The sequence below is a fragment of the Ensifer sp. ENS09 genome (genome assembly GCF_014852425.1).
In the GTDB taxonomy this organism is placed as follows: domain Bacteria; phylum Pseudomonadota; class Alphaproteobacteria; order Rhizobiales; family Rhizobiaceae; genus Ensifer.
In genome coordinates, this window is sequence record NZ_JACVBP010000002.1 from 556,141 (window position 1) to 577,767 (window position 21,627).

General features: G+C 64.5%; 17 protein-coding genes. 12 read left to right on the plus strand and 5 right to left on the minus strand.

Going from position 1 to position 21,627, the window contains the following annotated elements:
• Positions 1-49 precede the first annotated feature (49 nt).
• The gene (locus IB267_RS10920) at positions 50-1,246 is read right to left on the minus strand and encodes a winged helix-turn-helix domain-containing protein (RefSeq protein WP_192447594.1); all 1,197 of its coding nucleotides are present in this window, start codon (positions 1,244-1,246) and stop codon (positions 50-52) included.
• Positions 1,247-1,378: 132 nt separating this feature from the next.
• Between IB267_RS10920 and IB267_RS10925 the strand changes: the two genes are divergently transcribed.
• From IB267_RS10925 to IB267_RS10945, 5 genes are read left to right on the plus strand one after another with little or no spacing between them, the layout of a single operon-like run.
• Positions 1,379-2,059: an energy-coupling factor ABC transporter ATP-binding protein gene (locus tag IB267_RS10925; RefSeq protein WP_192447595.1), complete on the plus strand. Its 681-nt coding sequence runs from the start codon at positions 1,379-1,381 to the stop codon at positions 2,057-2,059.
• Entirely contained in the window at positions 2,053-2,658 is a 606-nt protein-coding gene (locus tag IB267_RS10930; protein ID WP_192447596.1) for an energy-coupling factor transporter transmembrane protein EcfT, read from the plus strand. Before IB267_RS10925 ends, IB267_RS10930 begins: the two co-directional genes overlap by 7 nt.
• A gap of 36 nt (positions 2,659-2,694) precedes the next feature.
• Positions 2,695-3,258, plus strand: a complete 564-nt coding sequence (locus IB267_RS10935) for a biotin transporter BioY (protein WP_192447597.1) — start codon at positions 2,695-2,697, stop codon at positions 3,256-3,258.
• A 4-nt stretch (positions 3,259-3,262) separates the two neighbouring features.
• The gene (locus tag IB267_RS10940) at positions 3,263-4,765 is read left to right on the plus strand and encodes a class I adenylate-forming enzyme family protein (RefSeq protein WP_192447598.1); all 1,503 of its coding nucleotides are present in this window, start codon (positions 3,263-3,265) and stop codon (positions 4,763-4,765) included.
• Positions 4,743-5,927: a thiolase family protein gene (locus IB267_RS10945; protein ID WP_192448300.1), complete on the plus strand. Its 1,185-nt coding sequence runs from the start codon at positions 4,743-4,745 to the stop codon at positions 5,925-5,927. The genes IB267_RS10940 and IB267_RS10945 overlap by 23 nt, the downstream gene beginning before the upstream one ends.
• Positions 5,928-6,036: 109 nt before the next feature.
• On the opposite strand, the gene IB267_RS10950 is transcribed toward IB267_RS10945, so the two are convergent.
• A complete protein-coding gene (locus tag IB267_RS10950) occupies positions 6,037-6,438 on the minus strand; it encodes a thioesterase family protein (protein WP_043619822.1) in 402 nt (133 codons plus the stop codon).
• 16 nt (positions 6,439-6,454) lie between these two features.
• Between IB267_RS10950 and IB267_RS10955 the strand changes: the two genes are divergently transcribed.
• From IB267_RS10955 to dxs, 5 genes are all read left to right on the plus strand, one after another.
• Positions 6,455-7,426 (plus strand): zinc-dependent alcohol dehydrogenase family protein, encoded by a 972-nt coding sequence (locus IB267_RS10955; protein WP_192447599.1) that lies wholly within the window; start codon positions 6,455-6,457, stop codon positions 7,424-7,426.
• Between the two features lie 62 nt (positions 7,427-7,488).
• Positions 7,489-8,418 carry a histone deacetylase family protein gene (locus IB267_RS10960; RefSeq protein WP_192447600.1) on the plus strand — a complete coding sequence of 310 codons (930 nt, stop codon included), beginning with the start codon at positions 7,489-7,491 and terminating at the stop codon, positions 8,416-8,418.
• A gap of 2 nt (positions 8,419-8,420) precedes the next feature.
• Positions 8,421-8,672 carry an exodeoxyribonuclease VII small subunit gene (locus IB267_RS10965; RefSeq protein WP_173515809.1) on the plus strand — a complete coding sequence of 84 codons (252 nt, stop codon included), beginning with the start codon at positions 8,421-8,423 and terminating at the stop codon, positions 8,670-8,672.
• A gap of 163 nt (positions 8,673-8,835) precedes the next feature.
• A complete protein-coding gene (locus IB267_RS10970; RefSeq protein WP_192447601.1) occupies positions 8,836-9,759 on the plus strand; it encodes a pirin family protein in 924 nt (307 codons plus the stop codon).
• Between the two features lie 246 nt (positions 9,760-10,005).
• Positions 10,006-11,919 carry a 1-deoxy-D-xylulose-5-phosphate synthase gene (gene dxs, locus IB267_RS10975; protein WP_034801149.1) on the plus strand — a complete coding sequence of 638 codons (1,914 nt, stop codon included), beginning with the start codon at positions 10,006-10,008 and terminating at the stop codon, positions 11,917-11,919.
• 70 nt (positions 11,920-11,989) lie between these two features.
• Here the strand turns inward: dxs and IB267_RS10980 are convergent, their stop codons facing one another.
• Complete coding sequence (locus IB267_RS10980; RefSeq protein WP_192447602.1) at positions 11,990-14,203, minus strand: methyl-accepting chemotaxis protein; 2,214 nt, start codon at positions 14,201-14,203, stop codon at positions 11,990-11,992.
• Between the two features lie 233 nt (positions 14,204-14,436).
• Here IB267_RS10980 and IB267_RS10985 point away from each other — a divergent pair, with 233 nt between their 5' ends.
• Positions 14,437-15,207 carry a TlyA family RNA methyltransferase gene (locus IB267_RS10985; protein WP_192447603.1) on the plus strand — a complete coding sequence of 257 codons (771 nt, stop codon included), beginning with the start codon at positions 14,437-14,439 and terminating at the stop codon, positions 15,205-15,207.
• Positions 15,204-16,454 (plus strand): class I SAM-dependent RNA methyltransferase, encoded by a 1,251-nt coding sequence (locus IB267_RS10990; protein WP_192447604.1) that lies wholly within the window; start codon positions 15,204-15,206, stop codon positions 16,452-16,454. The genes IB267_RS10985 and IB267_RS10990 overlap by 4 nt, the downstream gene beginning before the upstream one ends.
• Positions 16,455-16,747: 293 nt before the next feature.
• Here the strand turns inward: IB267_RS10990 and IB267_RS10995 are convergent, their stop codons facing one another.
• Complete coding sequence (locus tag IB267_RS10995; protein ID WP_246810613.1) at positions 16,748-18,922, minus strand: methyl-accepting chemotaxis protein; 2,175 nt, start codon at positions 18,920-18,922, stop codon at positions 16,748-16,750.
• A gap of 330 nt (positions 18,923-19,252) precedes the next feature.
• Entirely contained in the window at positions 19,253-21,331 is a 2,079-nt protein-coding gene (mcpU, locus tag IB267_RS11000) for a methyl-accepting chemotaxis protein McpU (protein ID WP_246810654.1), read from the minus strand.
• Between the last annotated feature and the right edge of the window lie 296 nt (positions 21,332-21,627).

Sequence of the window (21,627 nt, forward strand, 5' to 3'; positions counted from 1 at the left end):
GTTTCCCTGATCCGCACCGATCGACGCAAACATGCGGCGGTTTAGGTCGCTATAGCGACGCGTTCCAGCCATCGAGCCGTTCCACGCGCTCGACGCCAGCGAAGCGGGCAACCCGATCGAGCTCCGCATCGATGCGCTCCAGGCGTCCGGCCGAGGCGCGGACGCCCTTTTCGAGCCAGAGCCTGCGGACATCGAGGCTGCCGCGCTTGCGGTCCGCCTTCATGTCGATGCGGCCGATCAGCCGGTCGCCCTCGATCAACGGGAAGACGTAATAGCCATATTCGCGCTTGGCTTCGGGGACGAAGATCTCGATGCGATAGAAGAAGCCGAAGAGCCGTTCCGTGCGATTGCGATCGCGCAAGAGGGGGTCAAAGGGGCTGAGCACGCGCACCCGGCCGGGCGGCTCGGGGATATCCCCGAGTGCTTCCGGAAACCCGGCGAAGGCGTAGGAGACACGCGGACGTCCGCCATCGATCGCTTCGATCTGCACTTCCACGAGTTCGTCGCGATGTTCGGCCACCCAGGTCTTCGCCTCCTCGGGCGATACCAGGTCCCAGAAGGCGGCGATCTCGCCATGGGTGGCAAAGCCGAGACGCTCCAACGCGCTGCGGCAGGCCCAGTCGATGAATTCCGGATGGCTGACGTCACCCTCGTTGTGGTGCGGCGGGATCACTCTTTCCGTGAGATCGTAGACCTTCTGGAAATTCTCGCGCCGCGCGATCGCAAGCTTGCCTGTGCGCCACAGCACTTCCAGCGCCGTCTTCGACGGATGCCAGTTCCACCAGCCACCGGATTGGTGCTCGGCTTCCTTCAGATCGCGGGCAAGCACCGGGCCGCCTTCGGCAATGCGCTGATAGGTGTCGTCGCAGCCTTTCTCGAAACCCTCGCCTCGCCACGCCTTCCAGCGCTCGACGATCGTCTCGCCTTCCCACTTGAAGCGATGCTTCCAATAGCGGAAGAAGCTGCTGGGAATGATCGAGGCGTCGTGGGTCCAATGCTCGAAGAGGTCGCGATCGTCCTCCAGAAGCGCCGTCAGATGTTCCCGACGATAGGTCTGGTTGCGGGAAAACAGGATCTGGTGGTGAGCACGCTCCACCGTGGCGATGCTGTCGACCTGCACGAAGCCGATGTCGTGGATGAGCTTCAGCAGGCCCTCCTTGCCGAGCGCGCGGTTGGGCGCGCCTGAAAGGCCCTGCTTGGCGAGGAAGATGCGACGGGCGTCGCTGTTGGAAAGGCGAATCGTCATGGCGAGGAGAATAGGCTTATATTCCCATAATTCAAATAGAGCATCGATCCCGGGACCGCATTGCCCTTGTTGTCGCACTTGGCCTATAGAGCAACCCGAAAACGGCGCGGGCCGGAGACAGCGAGGAACGGAATGGACATCCGCTTTACCGATTGCGCGGTCCGCTTCGGCGAGCGGGTGGCTTTGCACCCCCTGACGCTCACGCTCAACGAAAAACGCATCGGCATTATCGGCCTCAACGGCTCCGGCAAGACGACCTTCGCGCGCCTGATCAACGGCCTGGTGAAGCCCTCCTCCGGCGGCGTCACGGTCAACGGGCTCGATACCGTCAAGGACGATCGCGCCGTGCTTTCCGAGGCCGGCTTCATCTTCCAGAATCCGCACAACCAGCTGATCATGCCTGTTGTTGCCGAGGACATCGCCTTCGGGCTGAAGAACCGTGGGTTTTCGCGCGACGAGATCGATCGCCGGATGCAGGCGGCACTTTCGCGCTTCGGCATCGAACACCTGGCAAGGCGGCGCGTGCATGAGCTCTCGGGCGGAGAAACACAGCTCGTCGCCATGGCGAGCGTCGTCGTTACCGATCCGAAGATCCTGATCCTCGACGAGCCGACCAACCAACTCGACCTGAAGAACCGGCGCCGTGTCGCCACAGCGATCGACGACCTGCCGGAGGATACGGTGGTGATCACCCATGATCTCGGGCTCGTCGAGACTGTCGAACGGCTGCTGCTCTTCCATGAGGGCCGGCTTGCGTTCGACGGCAACCCGCAAGAGGCGATCCGCCACTATCACGAGATCGCCGGATGCTGACGAGCCTGCATATCGAGGGCAACAGCCTGCTCCACCGGCTGCCGGTCAGGGTCAAGCTGATTGCACTCGTGGCGTCGAGCATCGGGCTTTTTCTGAGCGCCTCACTCGCGGTTCAGGCGATCGCCTTCGTCGTTGCCGCCGCTCTCTATCTCTCCCTCGGTCTCTCGCCCAAGGAAGCGCTGAAGCGCGTCGGCTTCGTCTTCCTGACGATCTTCTTTCTGGCGGCTGTCAATCTCTTTTACCTCTCGGTTTCCGAGGTCGCGACTTTGGCCTTGCGGCTGATGGCGCTGGTTCTTTTCGCTGCCGCCGTCACGGCGACAACGACGATCAGCGCCTTCATGGACGAGATCACCATTCTCCTGAGCCCGCTCGAGCGGCTTGGCTGGCTGAAGGCGGCCGATGTGAGCCTGGCGCTCGGGCTGGTGCTGCGCTTCGTTCCCGATATCTTTGCGCGCTATCAGGCGATCCGCGAAGCCCATCGCGCCCGCGGACTGCCTGTCCGGCCGTTGACGATCATCGGGCCGCTGATCATCCTGACGCTGAAGGATGCCGATACGATTGCCGCGGCGATTGACGCGCGCGGATTTCGCCGTCAATAAATTCGCGAATTCTAAAAGACAGGGAACCGGAACTACATGAATACCAGAGATCTCGTGCTCATCGCCCTCTTCGCCGCGATCGTCGTCGTGCTCGGCCTCATCCCGCCGATCACGCTCGGCTTCATTCCGGTCCCGATCACCGCGCAGTCCATGGGCGTCATGCTGGCCGGCTGCATCCTCGGCGCCAAGCGCGGCGCGCTCGCCTTCCTGCTGTTCCTGCTGCTGGTCGCCATTGGCCTGCCGGCGCTTTCGGGCGGCCGCGGCGGCCTTGCGGTCTTTGCCGGCCCGTCGGGCGGCTTCATCATCGGCTGGGTTATCGCCACCTTCGTCACCGGCCTGATCGCCGAGCGCGCCGTGCGTGAAGGCCAGGCGGAAACGCGCCAGTTCGTCGGCTTCTTCCTCGCCTCCGTCCTCGGCGGCATCGTCGTGCTCTATGCGATCGGCATGCCCTGGGTTTCCGCCGTCAACGGCACCCCGCTCATGACCGTTGCTGCCGGCTCGCTCGCCTTCATTCCGGGCGACCTGTTGAAGGCTGCGATCGCGACGCTTGCCGCTCGCGCCGTCTACGCCGGCTATCCGCTGCTGCCGGCCCGCGCCTGAGCCGATGCCGTTTGCCGCCGCGATCCATCGCCACGCGGAAGAACATCCGCATGCCCCGGCTTTCCAAATCGAAGGCCGGGTTTTCACTTTCGGTGACCTCGCACGCGCCGCCGGGACGCTTGCCGAAACGTTCGACGAGCTGGCTGGAAATGCTGCGCGCCGTAGCGTGCTCGGCGATCGCGCACGGCTGATCGCGCTGGAGGCGGGCAATCATCCGCTCTTCGCCGCGGCCTTGCTTGCCGCCACCAGTGGCGGCAACTGCGTCGCGCTGATCGACCCGCATTTGCCTGAGGCGACGCGCCAGGCCATGCGCGATCGCCTGTCGCCCGATCTCATCATCAGTGCCGATGGTGTCAACCTGTCGCTTCAAGCGCCCGCAAGCGGCGAGACGCGGACCTTCGGCGAGACCGATGGCAACGAGCGAAAGCCGCTCGCAGTCGGCGAAGACGGCGAGCCATTCCTCATCGTCTTCACCTCGGGCACGACGGGCACGCCAAAAGCGATCATCCGCGATCGTGGCTCGTGGCGCAGGAGCCTGGCCACGGGTGAGCCCTTCTTCGGCATCGGCCGCGCCACCCGCACCTTTGCGCCCGGTCCGCTCGCGCACGGGCTGACACTTTATGCGCTTGCAGAAACCCTCGTCGCCGGCGCCGAATTCATCGGGGCCACACATTTCGAGGCATCCCGGGCGATGTCCGTTATCGAGGCGAAGGCGGTCCAGCGACTGGCGCTGGTGCCGACGGTGCTGCGGCGGCTCTGCGCGGCAGCCGCCGGTCGGCCGCAAATGTCGGTCAAACAGATCACCGTCGCGGGTGCCAAGCTGACCGAAAACGATCGCGACAGCGCGGCGCTCGCGTTTCCGCAAGCCGATATCATCGAATATTACGGCGCCTCTGAACTGGGCTTCATCAGCGTTGCGACCAAGGGTGACACCGCTTCGGCCACCGCCGTCGGCCGCGCCTTTCCCGGCGTCACACTCAGCATTCGCGACGACAAGGGGGACGAGCTGCCGACCGGTGAGACGGGCACGATCTTCGTCGACAGCGCCCTCATCTCCGACGGTTATATCGGCGGCGCCGACGGCGCCGGGTTCCATCGTCTTGGGTCGCTGGCGACGGTCGGCGATGTCGGCTTCCTCGATGAATGCGGCACCCTGCATCTTCTCGGCCGCGCTGGTGGCATGGTGCTTTCGGGCGGCAACAACATTTACCCGCAGGAAGTGGAAGCGGTCCTCGTCGCCGATGCCGGCGTTCACGCGGCACTCGCGCTTGGCCTCGATCACCCGGATCTCGGCAGCGAACTGGTCGCCGTCATCGAGCCGGAAGGTGGTATGTTCGATCGGGAGGCGCTTGATCGTCATCTCGCCGCCCAGCTGCCGCGCTACAAGCATCCGCGCCGCATCTGGCTCTGCCTGAACATGCCGATGACGCAGTCGGGCAAGGTAGCGGCAGGCACGCTCAGGCAATGGATCGCGGATGGAAACGATGCTCTCGACCTCATCGAATGACCCGGCACGCATACCTGTCATCATCGCCGCACTCCGCACGCCTATCGGCCGCGTCAACGGCACGCTTCGCGATATCGAACCGTCACGGCTGGCGGCACCGCTGATCGCCCGAATTCTCAGCGATACCGGTGCGAGCGAGATCGACGACGTCATTCTCGGCAATGCCGCCAACAGCGCCGGCAATCTCGCCCGGCTCGCCGCTCTCGAAGCCGGTCTGCCGGTCTCGACACCGGGCGTGACCGTCGACCGGCAATGCGGTTCCGGGCTGGAGGCGATCGCGCTTGCGGCGCGGATGATCCAGGCGGGCGCCGGGCGCTTCTATCTGGCCGGCGGCACGGAAAGCGCCAGCCGTGCGCATATCCGCCTGCAGCCGCCGCTGGAACGCGGCGGCGAGCTCGCGCCGGTCAAGCGTGCCCGCATGGCCCCGGACGAGATCGGCGACCCGGACATGGGCGTGGCCGCCGAAAACGTCGCGACCGCCTGCGGCATCTCCCGTGAACGGCAGGACGCCTTTGCGCTTCAAAGCCATCGACGCGCCGTCGAGGCCGACCTGGCCGGCCGGTTTTCCCGCGAAATCGTGGCGATCGACACGGTGGCGGGCCCCGTGTCGCGCGACGAGTGCCCGCGCGCCAATGCCTCGATGGCAACGCTGCAGAGACTGAAACCGGTCTTCGTCGAGGGTGGCACGGTAACGGCCGGCAATGCCTGCCCGATCAACGACGGCGCAGCTGTGGTCCTGGTGACGAGCCTTGCCGAAGCGCGACGGCTTGGCGTTTCTTTCGCGCTCGAATTCATCGATGCGGCGACAGCGGGCGTCGATCCCAACCTGCTCGGCCTCGGCCCGGTTCCGGCGATGCAGAAGCTGAAAGCCCGACAACCGACTCTCGATCCGGCAAAGGTCGATTTCGTCGAATTCAACGAGGCCTTCGCCTCGCAGGTGCTCGGCAGTCTCGATCAGCTCGATATCGCCGCGGATAGGGTCAATCTCGACGGCGGCGCCATCGCGCTCGGCCACCCCTATGGCGCCTCCGGAGCGATCCTCACGGTTCGGCTTTTCTCGCAGATGCAGGCATCACCGCAAGGCACGGAAGGGCTGGCGATGATGGGTGTTGGCGGCGGCATGGGCATCGTCGCGCTGTTTCGTTCGGTCCATCCGGTTTAAGCAGCTCAGCTCCGAACGGAAAACCGCTTCGCACTTTTCCTGGAATTGGTTTCTTGGTCCGCAATCCCGGACGGAAAACCGCTTCGCACTTTTCCTGGAATTGCTTGGGCTAGACCGAATAGGCCGCCAGCCATTCGCGCGTCGCTGAAGGCAGCGGCAGGGGCGTGTGGCGCTGCGGATCGACCGCGACCCAGACAACCTCGACTTCGGCCGCGAGTTGGCCGCGCGCTTCGACCTTGACGACAAAGCTGATCGAGCTACCGCCGACCTTCGCCACGTTGACGGTAAGACGGGCCGGCTCGTCGTAGCGCAAGCCACGGTGATAGACGCAGGCCGAGCGACGGACGAGATAGCTCGGCTCGTTCACCACATGCGGACGGTGGCGCCAGAGGCTGGAAAGTGCCGCCTCCGCATGGGCATAATAGGCGGCATTGTGCATGTGGCCGTGCATGTCTATATCGCGAAACGGAATGCGGATTTCCGTGACGTTCTCCAGCTCCCTGCCGTCCATGCGAGGCTCCCTGACGATGCGCTCCACCCTCGTTAGCCAGTTCGGCGATCCCCGGCAAGTGATTGCGCTCGTCGACGCCGAACGCGTGGCGCCTGCGGCGGGCGAAGTCGAGGTGGCGCTGTCGCTCGCCGCCATCAACCCGTCCGATCTCATCCCGGTGACCGGCGCCTATAGCGCCCGCACCACGCTGCCCTTCGTGCCCGGCTTCGAGGGCTTCGGCACGGTGTCGCGCATTGGCCCTGGCGTGACATCGCTGAAGATCGGCGACCGCGTTGTGCCGATCGGCGCCAGCGGTCTGTGGCAGGAGTATCTGATCCGGCCGGCCGCATGGTGTTTCGCCGTGCCCGAGGATATCGGCGAGACCGATGCTGCTACCTGCTACGTCAATCCGCTGACGGCGCTGCAACTGATCGAGGCGCTGCGCGCCCATTTCGGTTCGCTCGATGGCCGCCGTATCGGCGTCACCGCGGCAGGCTCGGCGATCGGCGGCATGCTGATGAAGCTGCTGGCCGGCGAAGGCGCTGATACCACCGGCATCGTTCGAAGCGCACGCAGCGCTGAACGACTGGCAACCGAGGTCCCCGGCCACATCGTGCTTGGCGACGAGAGTCATGTGCTGCAGCTTCGCCTCGATGCGATCATCGACGCGGTCGGTGGCCCCTTTGCCGGCGATCTCATCCAGCGCACGCTCGACCCCGGCGGCGCCTTCATCCAGTATGGAGCGCTCAGCGGCGTGCCGGTGCCGCAGGCAACAATCCAGGCGCGGCCTGATATCCGCTTCTCCTTCCTGTGGCTGCGCACCTGGGTGCATTCGGCCGGGCGACCGGCGATCGAAGCGGCCTTCGCCAAGAGTTTTGAAGGTTTACGATCGGGTCTCTTTTCGAGCCGCATCGCGGAAATCTATCCGCTGAGCCGGCTCGGCGCGGCGCTTGCGCATCAGGCGGATCCGGGCCGCGACGGCAAGCTGCTGCTCGATCCGCGCTGTTGAAAAATCTGTCTTTCGGCTGCGTCACCATGGACCTTGCGGGGTGCGCGCACTAGGTTCCGGGCATGACCACGTTCCTCTATGAAAATCCGGTCTTTCTGGAACACGAGGTTCCGGAGGGGCATCCTGAGCGGCCGGACCGGCTGAAGGCGCTGAACCTTGCGCTCGAACACCCGAACTTCTCCGATCTCAAGCGGATCGAGGCGAAGAAGGGAAGCGAAGACCTCGTGTTGCTCGCCCATCCGGAAGAGCATCTCGCTGCCGTCAGGCGCGCCATTCCGGAAGAAGGCCTCAACAATTTCGAGGCGGACACCTACGCGAGCCCCTTGAGCCTCGAGGCGGCGCTGACCGGGATCGGCGGGGCGACCGCCGCGGTCGACGCCGTCTTTACCGGCGAGACCGACAACGCCTTCGTCGCGGCGCGACCACCGGGCCACCACGCCGAGAAGAACAAGGCTATGGGCTTCTGCCTTTTCAACACGGTGGCGATCGCCGCCCGCTACGCCCAGAAGGTACACGGCGCCGAACGGGTCGCGATCGTCGACTGGGACGTGCACCACGGCAACGGCACACAGGACATCTTCTGGGACGACCCCTCGGTGCTTTTCTGCTCGACGCACCAGATGCCGCTCTATCCCGGCACCGGCGCCAAGGACGAGACGGGCATCAAGGGCAACATTGTCAACGCACCGCTGTCGCCGAATATGGGCAGCGAGCATTTCCGTGAGGCGTTCCGCAGCCGGATCCTTTCCGCGCTAACAAACTTCCGCCCGGACTTCATCCTGATCTCCGCCGGCTTCGACGCCCACCACCGCGATCCGCTGGCGCAGATCAATCTCGTCGCCGAGGATTTCGACTGGGCGACCGGACGCCTGCACGAGATCGCCGATCGCAGCGCCGGCAACCGCATGGTCAGCCTGCTCGAAGGCGGCTATGACCTTCAGGGACTGGCCGAATCGGCCGGCCTGCACATTTTGAGACTGATGAGAGGGTAACGATGAACACCACCACGCAACCGGACGTTTCAACCCTCTCCTTCGAGCAGGCTGTCGAAGAACTGGAGCGGATCGTTTCGGCGCTGGAGCGCGGCGATGTCGCCCTCGACAAATCGATTGAGATCTACGAGCGCGGCGAAGCGCTGAAGAAGCACTGCGAAGCCCTGCTGAAGGCAGCCGAGGACCGCATCGAAAAGATCCGCCTCGACCGCGCCGGCAAGCCGCAGGGCGTGGAGCCGCTCGACGCCGACTGATCACTCATCGCAATTCCGGACGGAAACCGCTTTACGCTTTTCCCGGAATTGCCAAGATCGGATTGATTGTCACGCGGAAACACTGCGTCCCGGCTTCGCCCCTACCCGCCTGGTTTCATAGGCGTTAGTACTTGATGCGACAGCAAAAACGGGAGCAAGCGCCATGTCTTTCTTTCCAGGCCCCGACCCGCTCGCCGGCGACAAGCCCGCCTGCGACGCCATCGAACATTTGATCGTTCCGCGCACCAGCGACATCGGCGGGCTGCAGGTTCGCCGCGCCCTGCCGACGGCGAAGCGCCGCCTGGTCGGCCCCTTCATCTTCTTCGATCGCATGGGACCGGCGCTGCTGCGCGCCGGCGAGGCGATCGACGTGCGCCCGCACCCGCATATCGGCCTGTCGACCGTCACCTATCTCTTCGACGGCGAGATCAAGCATCGCGACAGCCTCGGCACCGAAATGGTCATCCGCCCCGGCGACGTGAACTTGATGACGGCCGGCCGCGGCATCGTGCACTCCGAACGCTCGCCGGAGAACCAGCGCGGTCATGAGCGCTCGATCTCGGGCCTGCAGACCTGGCTGGCGCTGCCCGACCACAAGGAAGAAATCGACCCGATCTTCAGCCACACCGAAGAGCGAATGCTGCCGCATATGAGCGACGACGGCATCAAGGCGCGAGTGGTGATCGGCAATTTCGAGGGCGCGAAGTCGCCGGTCTCGGTCTTCACCGACACGATCTATGTCGACCTCAATATCGCACCCGGCAAGAGCGCCCCCTTTGCGGCGCAGTGGGAAGAGCGCGCGCTCTATATCCTCTCCGGCGAGGCAATCATTGCCGGCGATCATTTCGCCGACAACCAGTTGCTCATCTTCCGCGCCGGAGACGAGATCACGGTCACGGCCGGACCGCAAGGCTGTCACGTCATGCTTTTCGGCGGTGCAGCGCTCGGATCGTCCCGCCACATCTGGTGGAATTTCGTTTCTTCGTCCAAGGAACGCATCGAGAAAGCCAAGGAAGAGTGGCGCAGCGGACGCTTCGACATCGTGCCCGGAGACGAAGAGGAATTCGTTCCGCTCCCCGAGGGCTGACCGCGACCTAAAGTGGCACAGGCTGGGTGCGGAAAACCGCGCAACATTGCCTCATGGTGCTTGAATCGATTTCGATTCACAGAATCATGCGCTAGTCTCTTGGTTGATGACGCAGGAACGCCTAATTTTGCATTCAGCAACGATTGCGTCTAAAGAGCCGCTTCGACGGTACCCACCAACTATCGCGCGCCCGACCTTTGGGGCGCGCATGAGGCATGCAGCGTGACACAACTGCCAACCAATCCGATGCCGGCTACTCCCTTGCTCGACAAGGTGACCTATCCCGACGACCTGAAGAAGGTCGACGACAAGGATCTGCCGCAGCTTGCCGGAGAAGTCCGGGCGGAAATGATCGACGCAGTGTCGCGCACCGGCGGCCATCTTGGCGCGGGCCTCGGCGTCGTCGAATTGACGATCGCCATCCACAAGGTGTTCAACACGCCGCATGACCGGCTGATCTTCGACGTCGGCCACCAGTGCTATCCGCACAAGATCCTGACCGGCCGCCGCGACCGTATCCGCACGCTCCGTCAGGAAGGCGGCCTCTCAGGCTTCACCCGCCGCGCCGAGAGCGAATACGACCCCTTCGGTGCTGCGCATTCCTCGACCTCGATCTCGGCCGGCCTCGGCATGGCGGTCGCGGCCGATCTCGACGGCAAGAACCGCAATGTTATTGCCGTCATCGGCGACGGTGCGCTTTCGGCCGGCATGGCCTATGAGGCGCTCAACAATGCCGGCGCGCTCGACGCGCGGCTGATCGTCATCCTCAACGACAACGACATGTCGATTGCGCCGCCGACCGGCGCGATGAGCGCCTATCTCGCACGTCTTGCCTCCGGCCGCACCTATATGGGCATCCGCGAAGTCGGCAAGAAACTGACCGCCTATCTCGGCAAGACCGTCGACCGGGCGATCACCCGCGCTGTCGAACACGCCCGTGGCTACGTCACGGGCGGCACGCTCTTCGAAGAGATGGGCTTCTACCATATCGGCCCGATCGACGGGCACTCCTTCGACCATCTGCTGCCGGTGTTGCGCAATGTGCGCGACAACGCCAAGGGTCCGGTGCTGATCCATGTGGTGACGCAGAAGGGCAAGGGCTATCCGCCGGCGGAAGCCGCAGCCGACAAGTACCACGGCGTCAACAAATTCGATGTCATCACTGGCGCGCAGGCGAAGGCCAAGCCGAACGCGCCCGCCTATACCTCGGTCTTTGCCGACGCGCTGACGCAGGAAGCCGGTTTCGACGACAAGATCGTCGCCGTCACCGCCGCGATGCCTTCGGGCACCGGTCTCGACAAGTTCGCCAAGGTCCATCCGTCGCGCTGCTTCGATGTGGGCATTGCCGAACAGCATGCCGTCACCTTTGCCGCCGGCCTTGCCGCCGAAGGCTACAAGCCGTTCGCAGCGCTCTATTCGACCTTCCTGCAGCGCGGCTACGACCAGGTGGTGCACGACGTGGCGATCCAGGGGCTGCCGGTACGCTTCCCGATCGACCGTGCCGGTTTCGTCGGCGCCGACGGCCCGACCCACGCTGGCTCCTTCGACACGACCTATCTCGCCACCCTCCCCGGTTTCGTGGTGATGGCGGCTGCCGACGAGGCGGAACTGAAGCACATGGTGCGCACGGCTGCTGCCTATGACGCCGGCCCGATCTCGTTCCGTTATCCGCGCGGCGAAGGCGTTGGCGTCGAGATGCCGGAGCGGGGCCAGATCCTCGAGATCGGCAAGGGCCGTATCGTCAAGGAGGGCTCCAAGGTGGCGTTGCTGTCCTTCGGCACGCGCCTTGCCGACTGTCTGCTGGCCGCCGAAGACCTCGACGCCGCCGGTCTTTCGACCACGGTCGCCGATGCGCGCTTTGCCAAGCCGCTCGACCATGATCTCATCCGCGAGCTTGCCCGCAACCACGAGGTGCTGATCACCATCGAGGAAGGTGCGGTCGGCGGCTTTGCCAGCCACGTGCTGCAGTTCCTGGCCGAAGACGGCCTGCTCGACGGCGGCCTCAAGGTTCGCCCGATGGTCATGCCCGACGTCTGGATGGAACAGGCCAAACCCGAGGCGATGTATGCCGCCGCCGGCCTCGACCGCGCCGGTATCGTCTCGACCGTCTTCAAGGCACTCGGCCAGAAGCAGGACATCGGCATCGGCGCTGCCGGCTGATAGGTCCTCGCATAGCATGAAACAAAAACCCCGGCTCATCGCCGGGGTTTTTGCGTTCTGCATCAGTCGATCAGAATTCCTGCCAGTCGTCCTGCGCCACCGCGGTGTTGCCGCGTGACAGCGGACGGGTGGGCGTGAAGCGCTGCGTGGGCGTGGCTGCCGGTGCCGCCATGGCGCGGGCGGCGGTGCGCAGATCTGCGGTCGTTGCTGCGCGCGCCTGGCCCGGAAGGGTGAAGCGGGTAATCAGTTCGCGCAGGCGGACTGCCTCGTTGGCAAGCTGGGCGCTTGCGGCGTTGGCTTCCTCGACCATGGCTGCGTTCTTCTGCGTCACCTGGTCCATCTGGTTGACCGCCGTGTTCACCTCGGTCAGGCCCACGGACTGTTCTCGCGAGGACACGGCGATTGCGCTCATGTGCTCGTTGATGGTGACCACATGGTCGCCGATCGCCTGTAGGGCCGCACCGGTGTCGCGCACCAGCCGGACACCGCCTTCGACCTCGACGGACGAATTGCGGATCAGTTCCTTGATTTCCTTGGCGGCCTGCGCCGAGCGCTGTGCAAGTTCGCGGACCTCCTGGGCCACGACCGCAAAACCCTTGCCGGCTTCGCCCGCACGCGCCGCTTCGACGCCGGCGTTGAGGGCCAGAAGGTTCGTCTGGAAGGCGATCTCGTCGATGACGCCGATGATGTTGGAGATCTGACCGGAGGAATGCTCGATCCGGCGCATGGCCTCGACCGCATCGGCAACGACGCTGCCGGACTTGGCGGCGCTGGCGTTGGCCTCGACGGCGACATGCCGGGCTTCCTCTGCGCGCTTCGTCGAGTTGGCGACATTGGCGGTGATCTCGTCGAGGGCGGCCGCGGTTTCTTCCAGGGCTGCGGCCTGCTGCTCCGTGCGGCGTGACAGGTCGTCGGCGCTCTCGCTGATCTCGCGCGAGCCGCCGTCGATCGAGCGGCTCGAGTCGGCGACTGCCGACAGCGCATCGCCGAGCTGGGCGACGGCGCTGTTCAGGTCGTGGCGCAGTTGCTCGAAATCGGGCGCAAAGGGTTCGCTAAGCTGGAAGGCGAGATCGCCGGCGGCGAGGCGCTTGAGACCGCCGGCAAGGCCGGAGGTCGCCTGGATCAGGCGGGCCTGTGCAGCGGCTTCGGCGTCTTCTTGCAGGCGAATGCGTTCGGCCTCGGCCCGTTTGCGGTTTTCAGCGGCCTCCGCCTCCAGCCTGCGGTTGGCGATCGCCGCCTGGCGGAAGATTTCGACCGCGCCGGCCATCTCGCCGATCTCGTCCTTGCGGCCGGAATAGGGGATCGACGATGCAACATCACCGTCGGCAAGGCGGGTCATGGAGCGGGTGGTGGCAACGATCGGCCGCGAGATGGTGCGCCCGACGAGGAAGACGGTCGCGGCAATGACAGCAATCGCCGCGACAACGGCCGCCAGTGCGATCGCCTCGAGCGACTTCTGGGTGGACGCACTTTCGGTTTCGGACTTGACCTTCTCCGCTTCGATGGCGCCCGCCATCTGCTCGAACACCGGCTCGACATCGGCAAAGGCCTTCGACATCGTCGCCCGCAGCGCCGTCTCGTTCTCCGCAAGAGCCGCGTAGTCGTTGAAGGCAGTCGCGTAGTCCTTGAGCGCCGCCAGGACCTTGCCCTGCAGGTCCGCACCGCCGAACAGCTCTGCCGGCGCGCCGGTGAAAGCCTTCACTTCCTCGGCGTGCTTCTCCGTGTATTTGTGATCGCGCCGCATGATGAAGTCCTTCTCGTAGCGACGCATCGTCAGCATGCTCGCCTGGAGCCCCTTGTCCTTGATCGGCTTCAACAACTCCTCGACCGCATGGACGGCGGTGCGCATCGCGCCCTCTTTGCCGGCCGCCGGATCGAGACCGAGCGTACGGTTGGCCTCGGCAACGGCCGAGAAGGCTTTCAGATAGCGCTCGTAGCCCTCGGAAATCGTCTGCAGCTCGCTCCGTGTCGACGAGCTGTCGAGCAGCTTGCCGAGCTCGGCCATCGTTGCCTGCGCCTTTGCGGCGGTTTCGTCATGGGCCGCGGCATATAGATCTTCCCTGCGCAGCAGGAAGTCCTTTTCGGCACGGCGGTTCTGCAGGAACTGTATCTCCAGTCTCAGCAAGGCGCGCTCCGCGTCACGATGCACCTGCACCTGCCGTCGGTAGTCCTCCTCGAGGCCCTTCTCCACGACGAAGATTGCAACAATCGCCAGGATACCGGCGACGGCGATCGGTACGAGCAGACCGATGCGATGGGAGATCCTGAGGTGAAAACGCGGCATGCAGCAGCTCCTTGCGCCCGGAGGCGTCAGGTGGGAAGAACAGATTGTGTCGGGAGGTCCGGCTTGCGGCGGAAGTCCTGCGTCATGCAGGTGCGACATCCCCGCAATGTCGCATCCATCATTTAAGGTTGGGTGAATATTCAGTTATTTTTTAGGGGTTTCTAACTGTGTCCTCCGATCGCCGTGGACGCGGGGGGCTTGCCAATGCGCCGGCAAGCCGCCATGAGAAGCACATGTCAGAAGATCGCCAGAACGAAGAACACAAGAACCGGGTCCGCCTCGATCAGTTGCTGCTGAACTCGGGGCTCGTCGCAAGCCGCGCGCGCGCCCGTGACGCAATCCAGCGCGGGACCGTCAAGGTCGACGGCCGCACGGTCACCAAGGCAGCGTCCATGTTTGCCGAGACCGTGACGATCACCATCGATGATCCGGCGCAGGACTACGTCTCGCGCGCCGCGCTGAAGCTGGTCGCGGCGCTCGATCATTTCGGGCTCGACCCCTCAGGCGAAAGCTGCGTCGATATCGGTGCTTCGACCGGTGGTTTCACCGAAGTGCTGTTGAAGCGCGGAGCCGAGCACGTGGTCGCGATCGACGTCGGCCATGGCCAGATCCATCCGCGTATCGAGGGCGACGAACGCGTCACCAGCATCGAGGGCCTCAACGCCCGCGCAATGACCGAGGAGGACATCGACGACCGCGACGTCACCTTCGTCGTCTCCGACGTCTCGTTCATTTCGCTCAAGCTCGCCCTGCCGCCGGCACTCGACATGGCCTTGCCGGGCGCGCACTGCATCCTGCTCGTAAAGCCGCAATTCGAGGCAGGTCGCGATGCGATCAGCAAGGCGGGCCTGCTCAAGGATCCCGAGAGCGCGCCGGATGTTGCCGCCGAACTCGAGCGCTGGCTCGTCGAAGACATGGGCTGGCAGAGCCTCGGGCTCATCCCCTCGCCGATTGCCGGCGGCGACGGCAATGTCGAATTCCTGCTCGCGGGCAAGAAGCCATGACCACCGAAGCCGTCACCGTCAAACGGCTGGGTGCCCAGGGCGACGGCATTGCCGACGGTCCGGACGGACCGATCTATGCGCCCTTCACGCTGCCTGGCGAAAGCGTCGCGCTCGCCGTCAACAAATCGCACGGCACGCTGATCTCGGTGAGAGAAGCCTCTCCCGAACGCGTCGAGCCGCACTGTCGGCACTTCGGGCCGGATGGCGTCAATGGCACATGCGGCGGCTGCACGATGCAGCATGCCTCGGACACGCTCTACCACGGTTTCAAGCGCGATCTGGTGATCGCCGCCCTGAAGTCGAAGGGCCTGACGCCCGAGGTGGCGCCGCTCATCACCGCCGAGCCGGGCCAGCGCCGGCGTGCGGTTTTCACGGCGCGCAAGACCGAGAAGGACCTGCTGCTCGGCTTCAACCAGGCCGAAAGCCACTACATCGTCGCGATTTCGGAATGTCCGATCGCGAGCCCGGGCATCGTCTCGAAGCTCGCAACCATCGCCAGGATCGGCACTGCGATGGCGGTCAATGCCGAGCCCTTCCGCATCACCGTGCTCGAAACGCTCTCCGGGCTCGATCTCAACGTCGACGGCATCAAGAAGCTTGACGACAGCGTGCGCCGCCGCACGGTCGAAGCCGTGCTCGGCGAACGCGGCATCGCGCGCGTCAGCCTCAATGGCGAAATCATCGTCGAGCCGGTGAAGCCGGTCATCGATTTCGGCGGCGTTTCCGTTTCGCCGCCGCCCGGCAGTTTCACGCAGGCGACGGCACAGGCCGAAGAAGCGATGGCGAAGCTGGTGCTCGACCATCTCGGCAAGTCCAAGCGCGTCGCAGACCTCTTTGCCGGCTGCGGCACCTTCGCGCTGCGCATCGCCCGCAAGGCACGCGTCCATGCGGTCGAAGGCGAGGACAAGGCGCTGAAGGCGCTCGACGTGGCCGCCCGCAATACGCAAGGGCTGAAGCCGGTGACGGTCGAGAAGCGTGACCTCTTCCGCCGCCCGGTCATGGCGCAGGAACTGAAGGTGTTTGATGCCATTGTTTTCGATCCGCCACGGGCCGGCGCGGAAACGCAGTGTCACGAGATCGCCCGATCCGGTGTCAAGAAGGTCGTCGCCGTTTCCTGCAACCCAGTGACGCTCGCGCGCGACCTCTCGATCCTGACGGCCGCCGGCTACCGCATCACCTCGGTGACGCCGATCGACCAGTTTCTCTGGTCGTCTCATGTCGAGGCGGTGGTGACGCTGGAGAAGTGAACAGGCCCGGTTTCCGGGCCTGCCTGCTGTTCAGCTTTCCCAGACTATTCCGCTCCCTCTGTCATGCTCGGGCTTGACCCGAGCGTCCATTTCCGAGCCTCGAACTCCATCGCACTGGCTCCTCGGGTCAAGCCCGAGGATGGAGGAGTCGGCGAACGAAGAAGAGGCGTACCAATGACAAAGGCCCGGTTTCCCGGGCCTTTGTCATGTCAGGCTTGAAGCGCTTGCCATTTCGATTCACGGCAAGCGCCCTATGAGCTTGTTATTGCAGCGTTTTGTCGATCCGCTCGCACTCAGGCCGCGCGACGACGACCACCACCGCCCATCTGAACGTCACCCAGATTGAACTGCGCAAGCAATGCGTTGAGCGAGGCGGCTTCGGACGCCAGCCCATGGCTTGCCGCCGTCTGCTCCTCGACCATTGCCGCGTTCTGCTGGGTACCCTGGTCCATGGTGTTGACCGCCGTGTTGATCTCCTGGAGCCCCGTCGATTGCTCACGCGTCGCCGTGACGATCGCGCTCACATGTCTGTTGATCTCCTGCACTTCGGCAACGATCGTTTCCAGTGCCTTGCCAGTTTCGCCGACCAGGCTCACACCACTCCTCACCTGGTTGCCCGAGGTGGTGATCAGCGCCTTGATCTCCTTGGCGGCCTGTGCCGAACGCTGGGCAAGCTCACGCACTTCCTGGGCGACAACGGCAAAGCCCTTGCCCGCTTCCCCGGCACGGGCCGCTTCGACGCCGGCGTTCAGCGCAAGCAAGTTCGTCTGGAAGGCGATGTCGTCGATGACGCCGATGATGTTGGAGATCTCGCCCGAAGACTTCTCGATCGCGTGCATCGCGTCTACGGCGTTCGCCACAACCTCGCCGGACTTCTCGGCGCCGGCACGGGTGCGGGCGACGAGCGCGCCGGCCTCTTCGGCGCGGCGCGCAGAGTCCTTGACCGTCGTGGTGATCTCTTCGAGCGCTGCGGCGGTCTCTTCGACCGAGGCTGCCTGCTGCTCGGTGCGGCGGGCAAGATCGTCGGCGGCCGAGCGGATTTCCGTCGCACCCGCGTCGATACCGCGGGCATTGGCCCCGACGGCGCAGAGGGTGTCATGCAGCTTGGCGACCGAGTTGTTGAAGTCGGCTCTGAGACTGTCGAGGCGATCGGCGAAGGGGTCGTCGATGCGGTAGGCAAGATCGCCTTCGGCCAGATGGCCAAGGCCCGTCGCAAGACCATTGACGGCCTGCTGGATTTCGGCCGCATCGCGCGCCTTCTGCGCTTCACGCTCCAGACGCTCGCGCTCCGACAGCGAACGGTTCGCATCCGCTTCGCTTTCGAGCTGCATCTTCGCGATCGTCGCATCACGCAGGACCCGCAGGGAGCGGGCGAGATCGCCGATCTCGTCCTTGCGCTCGGCCTCGGACAGGTCGACGTCGGTCTCGCCGGCCGCGATCTGGCCGGTGACGCCGATGACATTGGCGACGCGCTTGCGGAAGCGGCTTGCCAGCGTCCAGCCAACAATGATCATGATCGCGGCGGCAACGGCAATGACGGCGATCGAGATCATCGCAAGCTGCGAAAGGCCGGCAAAGACCGTGGCTTCGGGAACCGAGACCACGACATACCATTCCGTGTCGGGCAACAGGTTCACCGGCACGGCGACGGCCAGATGCGCGCTGCCATCCGTGTGCTTCAGCGCGAAGGCCTGGCCGGTGTGGCTCAAGAGGTCTCCCCACCCCTCACCCGCAAGCGGCGTGTCCTTCAGCACCTTGCCGAGCACCTTGGCATCGGGGTGGCTGATGATGCTGCCGTCCTTGCTGAGCAGTGAGACGAATCCGGTGCCGAAGGGCTTCAGCTTGGCGAGTTCGGTCGACAGTTCGCCAAGCGCCATGTCGACGCCGACGACACCGATGAAGGCGCCGTCCTTCTTCAGCGGCACCATGATCGAGGTCATCAGCACGTCCTTGCCGTTGATCGGGTAGACATAGGGCTCGGTGACCATATCGAGGCCGGTCTTCTTCGGGATCTGGTAGTAGTCGCCGGGGCCTGGCTTGTCATAATCGGCCAGCGCCTCGTGGATCACCTTGTCGCCGGAGCGGGCGATATAGGGAACGAAGCGGCCGGTCGCATCGTGACCTGGCTTGCCGACGAACTCGGCGTCCTTGCCGTCGAAGGCGTTGGGCTCCCAGCCTGTGCTCATCCCCACGGCAAGCGGGTTGTCGACGATCCAGCGTTTCATCAGGGTTTCGATTTCGGCGCGCGAGGGCTCGCCGGTGCCCTTCACCGCATAGAGCGCAGAGCGGATGTTGTTTGCGAGCGTCTTTGCCTCGGCAAACTTCGTCTCGACGCTGCGCGCGCTTGCGGATGCGGCATTGGTCATCTCGGCGATGCTGCGCTCACGCAATTGCTGATAGGAGAGCCAGAAGACGACGGCGGCGGTGACCATCGAGGTCAGAAGGCCGGTCATCACGATGGCGAACATATTTCTTGCCGTTGCAGTCTTTAGGATCACCGTATGTCTCCCCTCGCGCCTCCGCCATTGCGGTCGTGCGCGGCCAAATCATCGATTGCGTGACGGGCACGCTGAGCATTGGGACAGATGTCTGGAGCACATCGCGATGATGAATGCTGGAGGCGACGTGCGGGCGAAGTCATTTCGCGGCGAAGAAACGGTATGCGCGACCGATTTATCAAAGCTTAAGAAACAAGGGGATGACTCGTGATCCTGCAGTGAAAAGCGAGAATCCTGATGCAGTGCGCAAAGAAAAGGCCCGGTCTCCCGGGCCTTTTAGCTGTCGAATGTCGGCGAAGACTAGGCTGCGCGGCGGCGGTGGCTGGTCGCCGATGCGTATACGCTCTGCGTATCGCCAAGATTGAACTGGGCCAGCAGTGCGTTGAGCGAGGCGGCTTCGGACGCGAGACCATGGCTGGCGGCCGTCTGTTCCTCGACCATCGCCGCGTTCTGCTGCGTGCCCTGGTCCATGGTGTTGACGGCCGTGTTGATCTCCTGAAGTCCGGTCGACTGTTCGCGCGTGGCGGTCACGATCGCGCTCACGTGCTTGTTGATCTCCTGCACTTCGGAAACGATCGTCTGCAACGCCTTGCCGGTATCGCCGACGAGCGTCACGCCGTTCCTGACCTGATTGCCCGAGGTGGTGATCAGCGCCTTGATTTCCTTGGCGGCATTGGCCGAGCGCTGCGCGAGTTCACGGACTTCCTGGGCGACGACGGCAAAGCCCTTACCGGCTTCCCCGGCACGGGCTGCCTCGACGCCGGCGTTCAGAGCCAGCAGGTTCGTCTGGAAGGCGATGTCATCGATGACGCCGATGATGTTGGAGATCTCGCCAGAGGACTTCTCGATCGCGTGCATCGCGTCTACGGCGTTCGCCACAACCTCGCCGGACTTCTCGGCACCGGCACGGGTGCGGGCGACGAGCGCGCCGACTTCCTCAGCCCGGCGGGCGGAGTCCTTGACGGTCGTGGTGATCTCTTCGAGCGCTGCGGCGGTCTCCTCGACCGAGGCTGCCTGCTGTTCGGTGCGGCGGGCAAGATCGTCGGCGGCCGAGCGGATCTCCGTCGCGCCGGCATCGATGCCGCGGGCGTTGGCGCCGACGGCGCAGAGCGTGTCATGGAGCTTGGCGACCGAGTTGTTGAAGTCGGCGCGCAGGCGATCGAGACGGTCGGCGAAGGGGTTGTCGATGCGGTAGGCGAGATCGCCTTCGGCCAGGCGGCCAAGGCCGGATGCGAGGCCATCGACGGCCTGCTGGATCTCTGCCGCATCCCGCGCCTTCTGCGCCTCACGCTCAAGACGCTCGCGCTCCGACAGCGAGCGGTTCGCATCCGCTTCGCTCTCAAGGCGCGCACGCTCGACGGCGTTGGCCTTGAACACGGCGACGGCGGCGGCCATGGAGCCGATCTGGTCGGTCCGCTCTTCGCCGGGGATCTCGACGTTGTGGTTGCCCGAAGCGAGCTTTTCCATCGCGCCGGTCATGTCCGTGACGGGACGGATGACGAGGCGGTTGAGGAAGGTCGCGAGGAAGACGAGCATCACGCCGACCGCGAGGATCGTGGCGATGGTCGCGGCAATGCGGAACTGGTCGATCGCCGAATAGGCGGCATCGGCGTCGATGACGAAGCCGATATACCATTCGACCGAGGGCAGGCCCTGAACCGGAACGAAGCTCACCAGCATCGGCTTGCCGTCGAGCTCGGTGTTCATGATGCCGGTGCCGATTGCCGGCGTGTCGATCGGGAAGGCATCGGCAAGCGACTTGGTGACGAGCTTGGCATCGGGATGGACGAGGATCTGGCCGTCCTTGCTCGCGAGGAAGGCAAAGCCCTCGCCGCCGACATCGACGCCCTTGATCATGGTCACCAGGGTTTCGAGCGAGAAGTCGCTGGCGGCAACGCCATAGAGCTTGCCGTCGCGCTTGACCGGAACGGCCGCACTGATGATCAGAGCGCCGCTCGACGCGTCGACATAGGGTTCGGTCAGCACGCGAGCGTCAGCCTTGACGGCCTGCTGGTACCAGGGGCGCTGGCGCGGATCGTAGCCGGCCGGCATCGGATTGTCGGGCCAGGTGATGAACTTGCCGCTTTCGTTGCCGACATAGGTCGACATGAATTCGCTGGTGAGAACGTCGTTCTTCAGGATCGGCTGGACCCCACCGTCATCCGCGACGTTGCCGGTGGCATCAGCCACCATCGCCGTCAGCGTGACGCGGCCGTTAAGCCATTTGGCGACGCTCTGCGCAGCTTGCGTACCGGAGGAGGCAATGTTCTCCTCGACGGCCTTGGTGGTCGTGTCGCGCTGCAGGCTGTCGATGTATACGGAAAAGCCGGCGAAGGCGCCGACGACGACACAGGACGCGGCAACGAGGATGCGCGTCATGAGGTTCGATCGCTTGGACAAGGTGGGCTCCCAATGGGTGCCGGCGGCGACCGCCGGACATGAGCTCTTGATGATTTTCGCGCAGCATCCATCGTCCGTCCGTGAAGACGGCGCGCAGAGGCTGACGGGAAAACGTTGAACATGCCAGAAGGCGGGGCCAGCCCTGCTTCATGCGGCTGGGGCCATCCCGAAAAGAGGATAGGCCTATCGCGCAGGACGCTAGCGACCGGTATTTAAGAAGAAATTAAAATTGATATATGCAAGTTCGCGATGGCGGCGGCAACGGGATCTTTACC

What these genes read in the sequence shown, in the direction of transcription:
- IB267_RS10920 (WP_192447594.1), bottom strand. Translation starts at nt 1,246, where the DNA reads ATGACGATTCGCCTTTCCAACAGCGACGCCCGTCGCATCTTCCTCGCC.
- IB267_RS10925 (WP_192447595.1), top strand. Translation starts at nt 1,379, where the DNA reads ATGGACATCCGCTTTACCGATTGCGCGGTCCGCTTCGGCGAGCGGGTG.
- IB267_RS10930 (WP_192447596.1), top strand. Translation starts at nt 2,053, where the DNA reads ATGCTGACGAGCCTGCATATCGAGGGCAACAGCCTGCTCCACCGGCTG.
- IB267_RS10935 (WP_192447597.1), top strand. Translation starts at nt 2,695, where the DNA reads ATGAATACCAGAGATCTCGTGCTCATCGCCCTCTTCGCCGCGATCGTC.
- IB267_RS10940 (WP_192447598.1), top strand. Translation starts at nt 3,263, where the DNA reads ATGCCGTTTGCCGCCGCGATCCATCGCCACGCGGAAGAACATCCGCAT.
- IB267_RS10945 (WP_192448300.1), top strand. Translation starts at nt 4,743, where the DNA reads ATGCTCTCGACCTCATCGAATGACCCGGCACGCATACCTGTCATCATC.
- IB267_RS10950 (WP_043619822.1), bottom strand. Translation starts at nt 6,438, where the DNA reads ATGGACGGCAGGGAGCTGGAGAACGTCACGGAAATCCGCATTCCGTTT.
- IB267_RS10955 (WP_192447599.1), top strand. Translation starts at nt 6,455, where the DNA reads ATGCGCTCCACCCTCGTTAGCCAGTTCGGCGATCCCCGGCAAGTGATT.
- IB267_RS10960 (WP_192447600.1), top strand. Translation starts at nt 7,489, where the DNA reads ATGACCACGTTCCTCTATGAAAATCCGGTCTTTCTGGAACACGAGGTT.
- IB267_RS10965 (WP_173515809.1), top strand. Translation starts at nt 8,421, where the DNA reads ATGAACACCACCACGCAACCGGACGTTTCAACCCTCTCCTTCGAGCAG.
- IB267_RS10970 (WP_192447601.1), top strand. Translation starts at nt 8,836, where the DNA reads ATGTCTTTCTTTCCAGGCCCCGACCCGCTCGCCGGCGACAAGCCCGCC.
- dxs (WP_034801149.1), top strand. Translation starts at nt 10,006, where the DNA reads ATGCCGGCTACTCCCTTGCTCGACAAGGTGACCTATCCCGACGACCTG.
- IB267_RS10980 (WP_192447602.1), bottom strand. Translation starts at nt 14,203, where the DNA reads ATGCCGCGTTTTCACCTCAGGATCTCCCATCGCATCGGTCTGCTCGTA.
- IB267_RS10985 (WP_192447603.1), top strand. Translation starts at nt 14,437, where the DNA reads ATGTCAGAAGATCGCCAGAACGAAGAACACAAGAACCGGGTCCGCCTC.
- IB267_RS10990 (WP_192447604.1), top strand. Translation starts at nt 15,204, where the DNA reads ATGACCACCGAAGCCGTCACCGTCAAACGGCTGGGTGCCCAGGGCGAC.
- IB267_RS10995 (WP_246810613.1), bottom strand. Translation starts at nt 18,922, where the DNA reads ATGTTCGCCATCGTGATGACCGGCCTTCTGACCTCGATGGTCACCGCC.
- mcpU (WP_246810654.1), bottom strand. Translation starts at nt 21,331, where the DNA reads ATGACGCGCATCCTCGTTGCCGCGTCCTGTGTCGTCGTCGGCGCCTTC.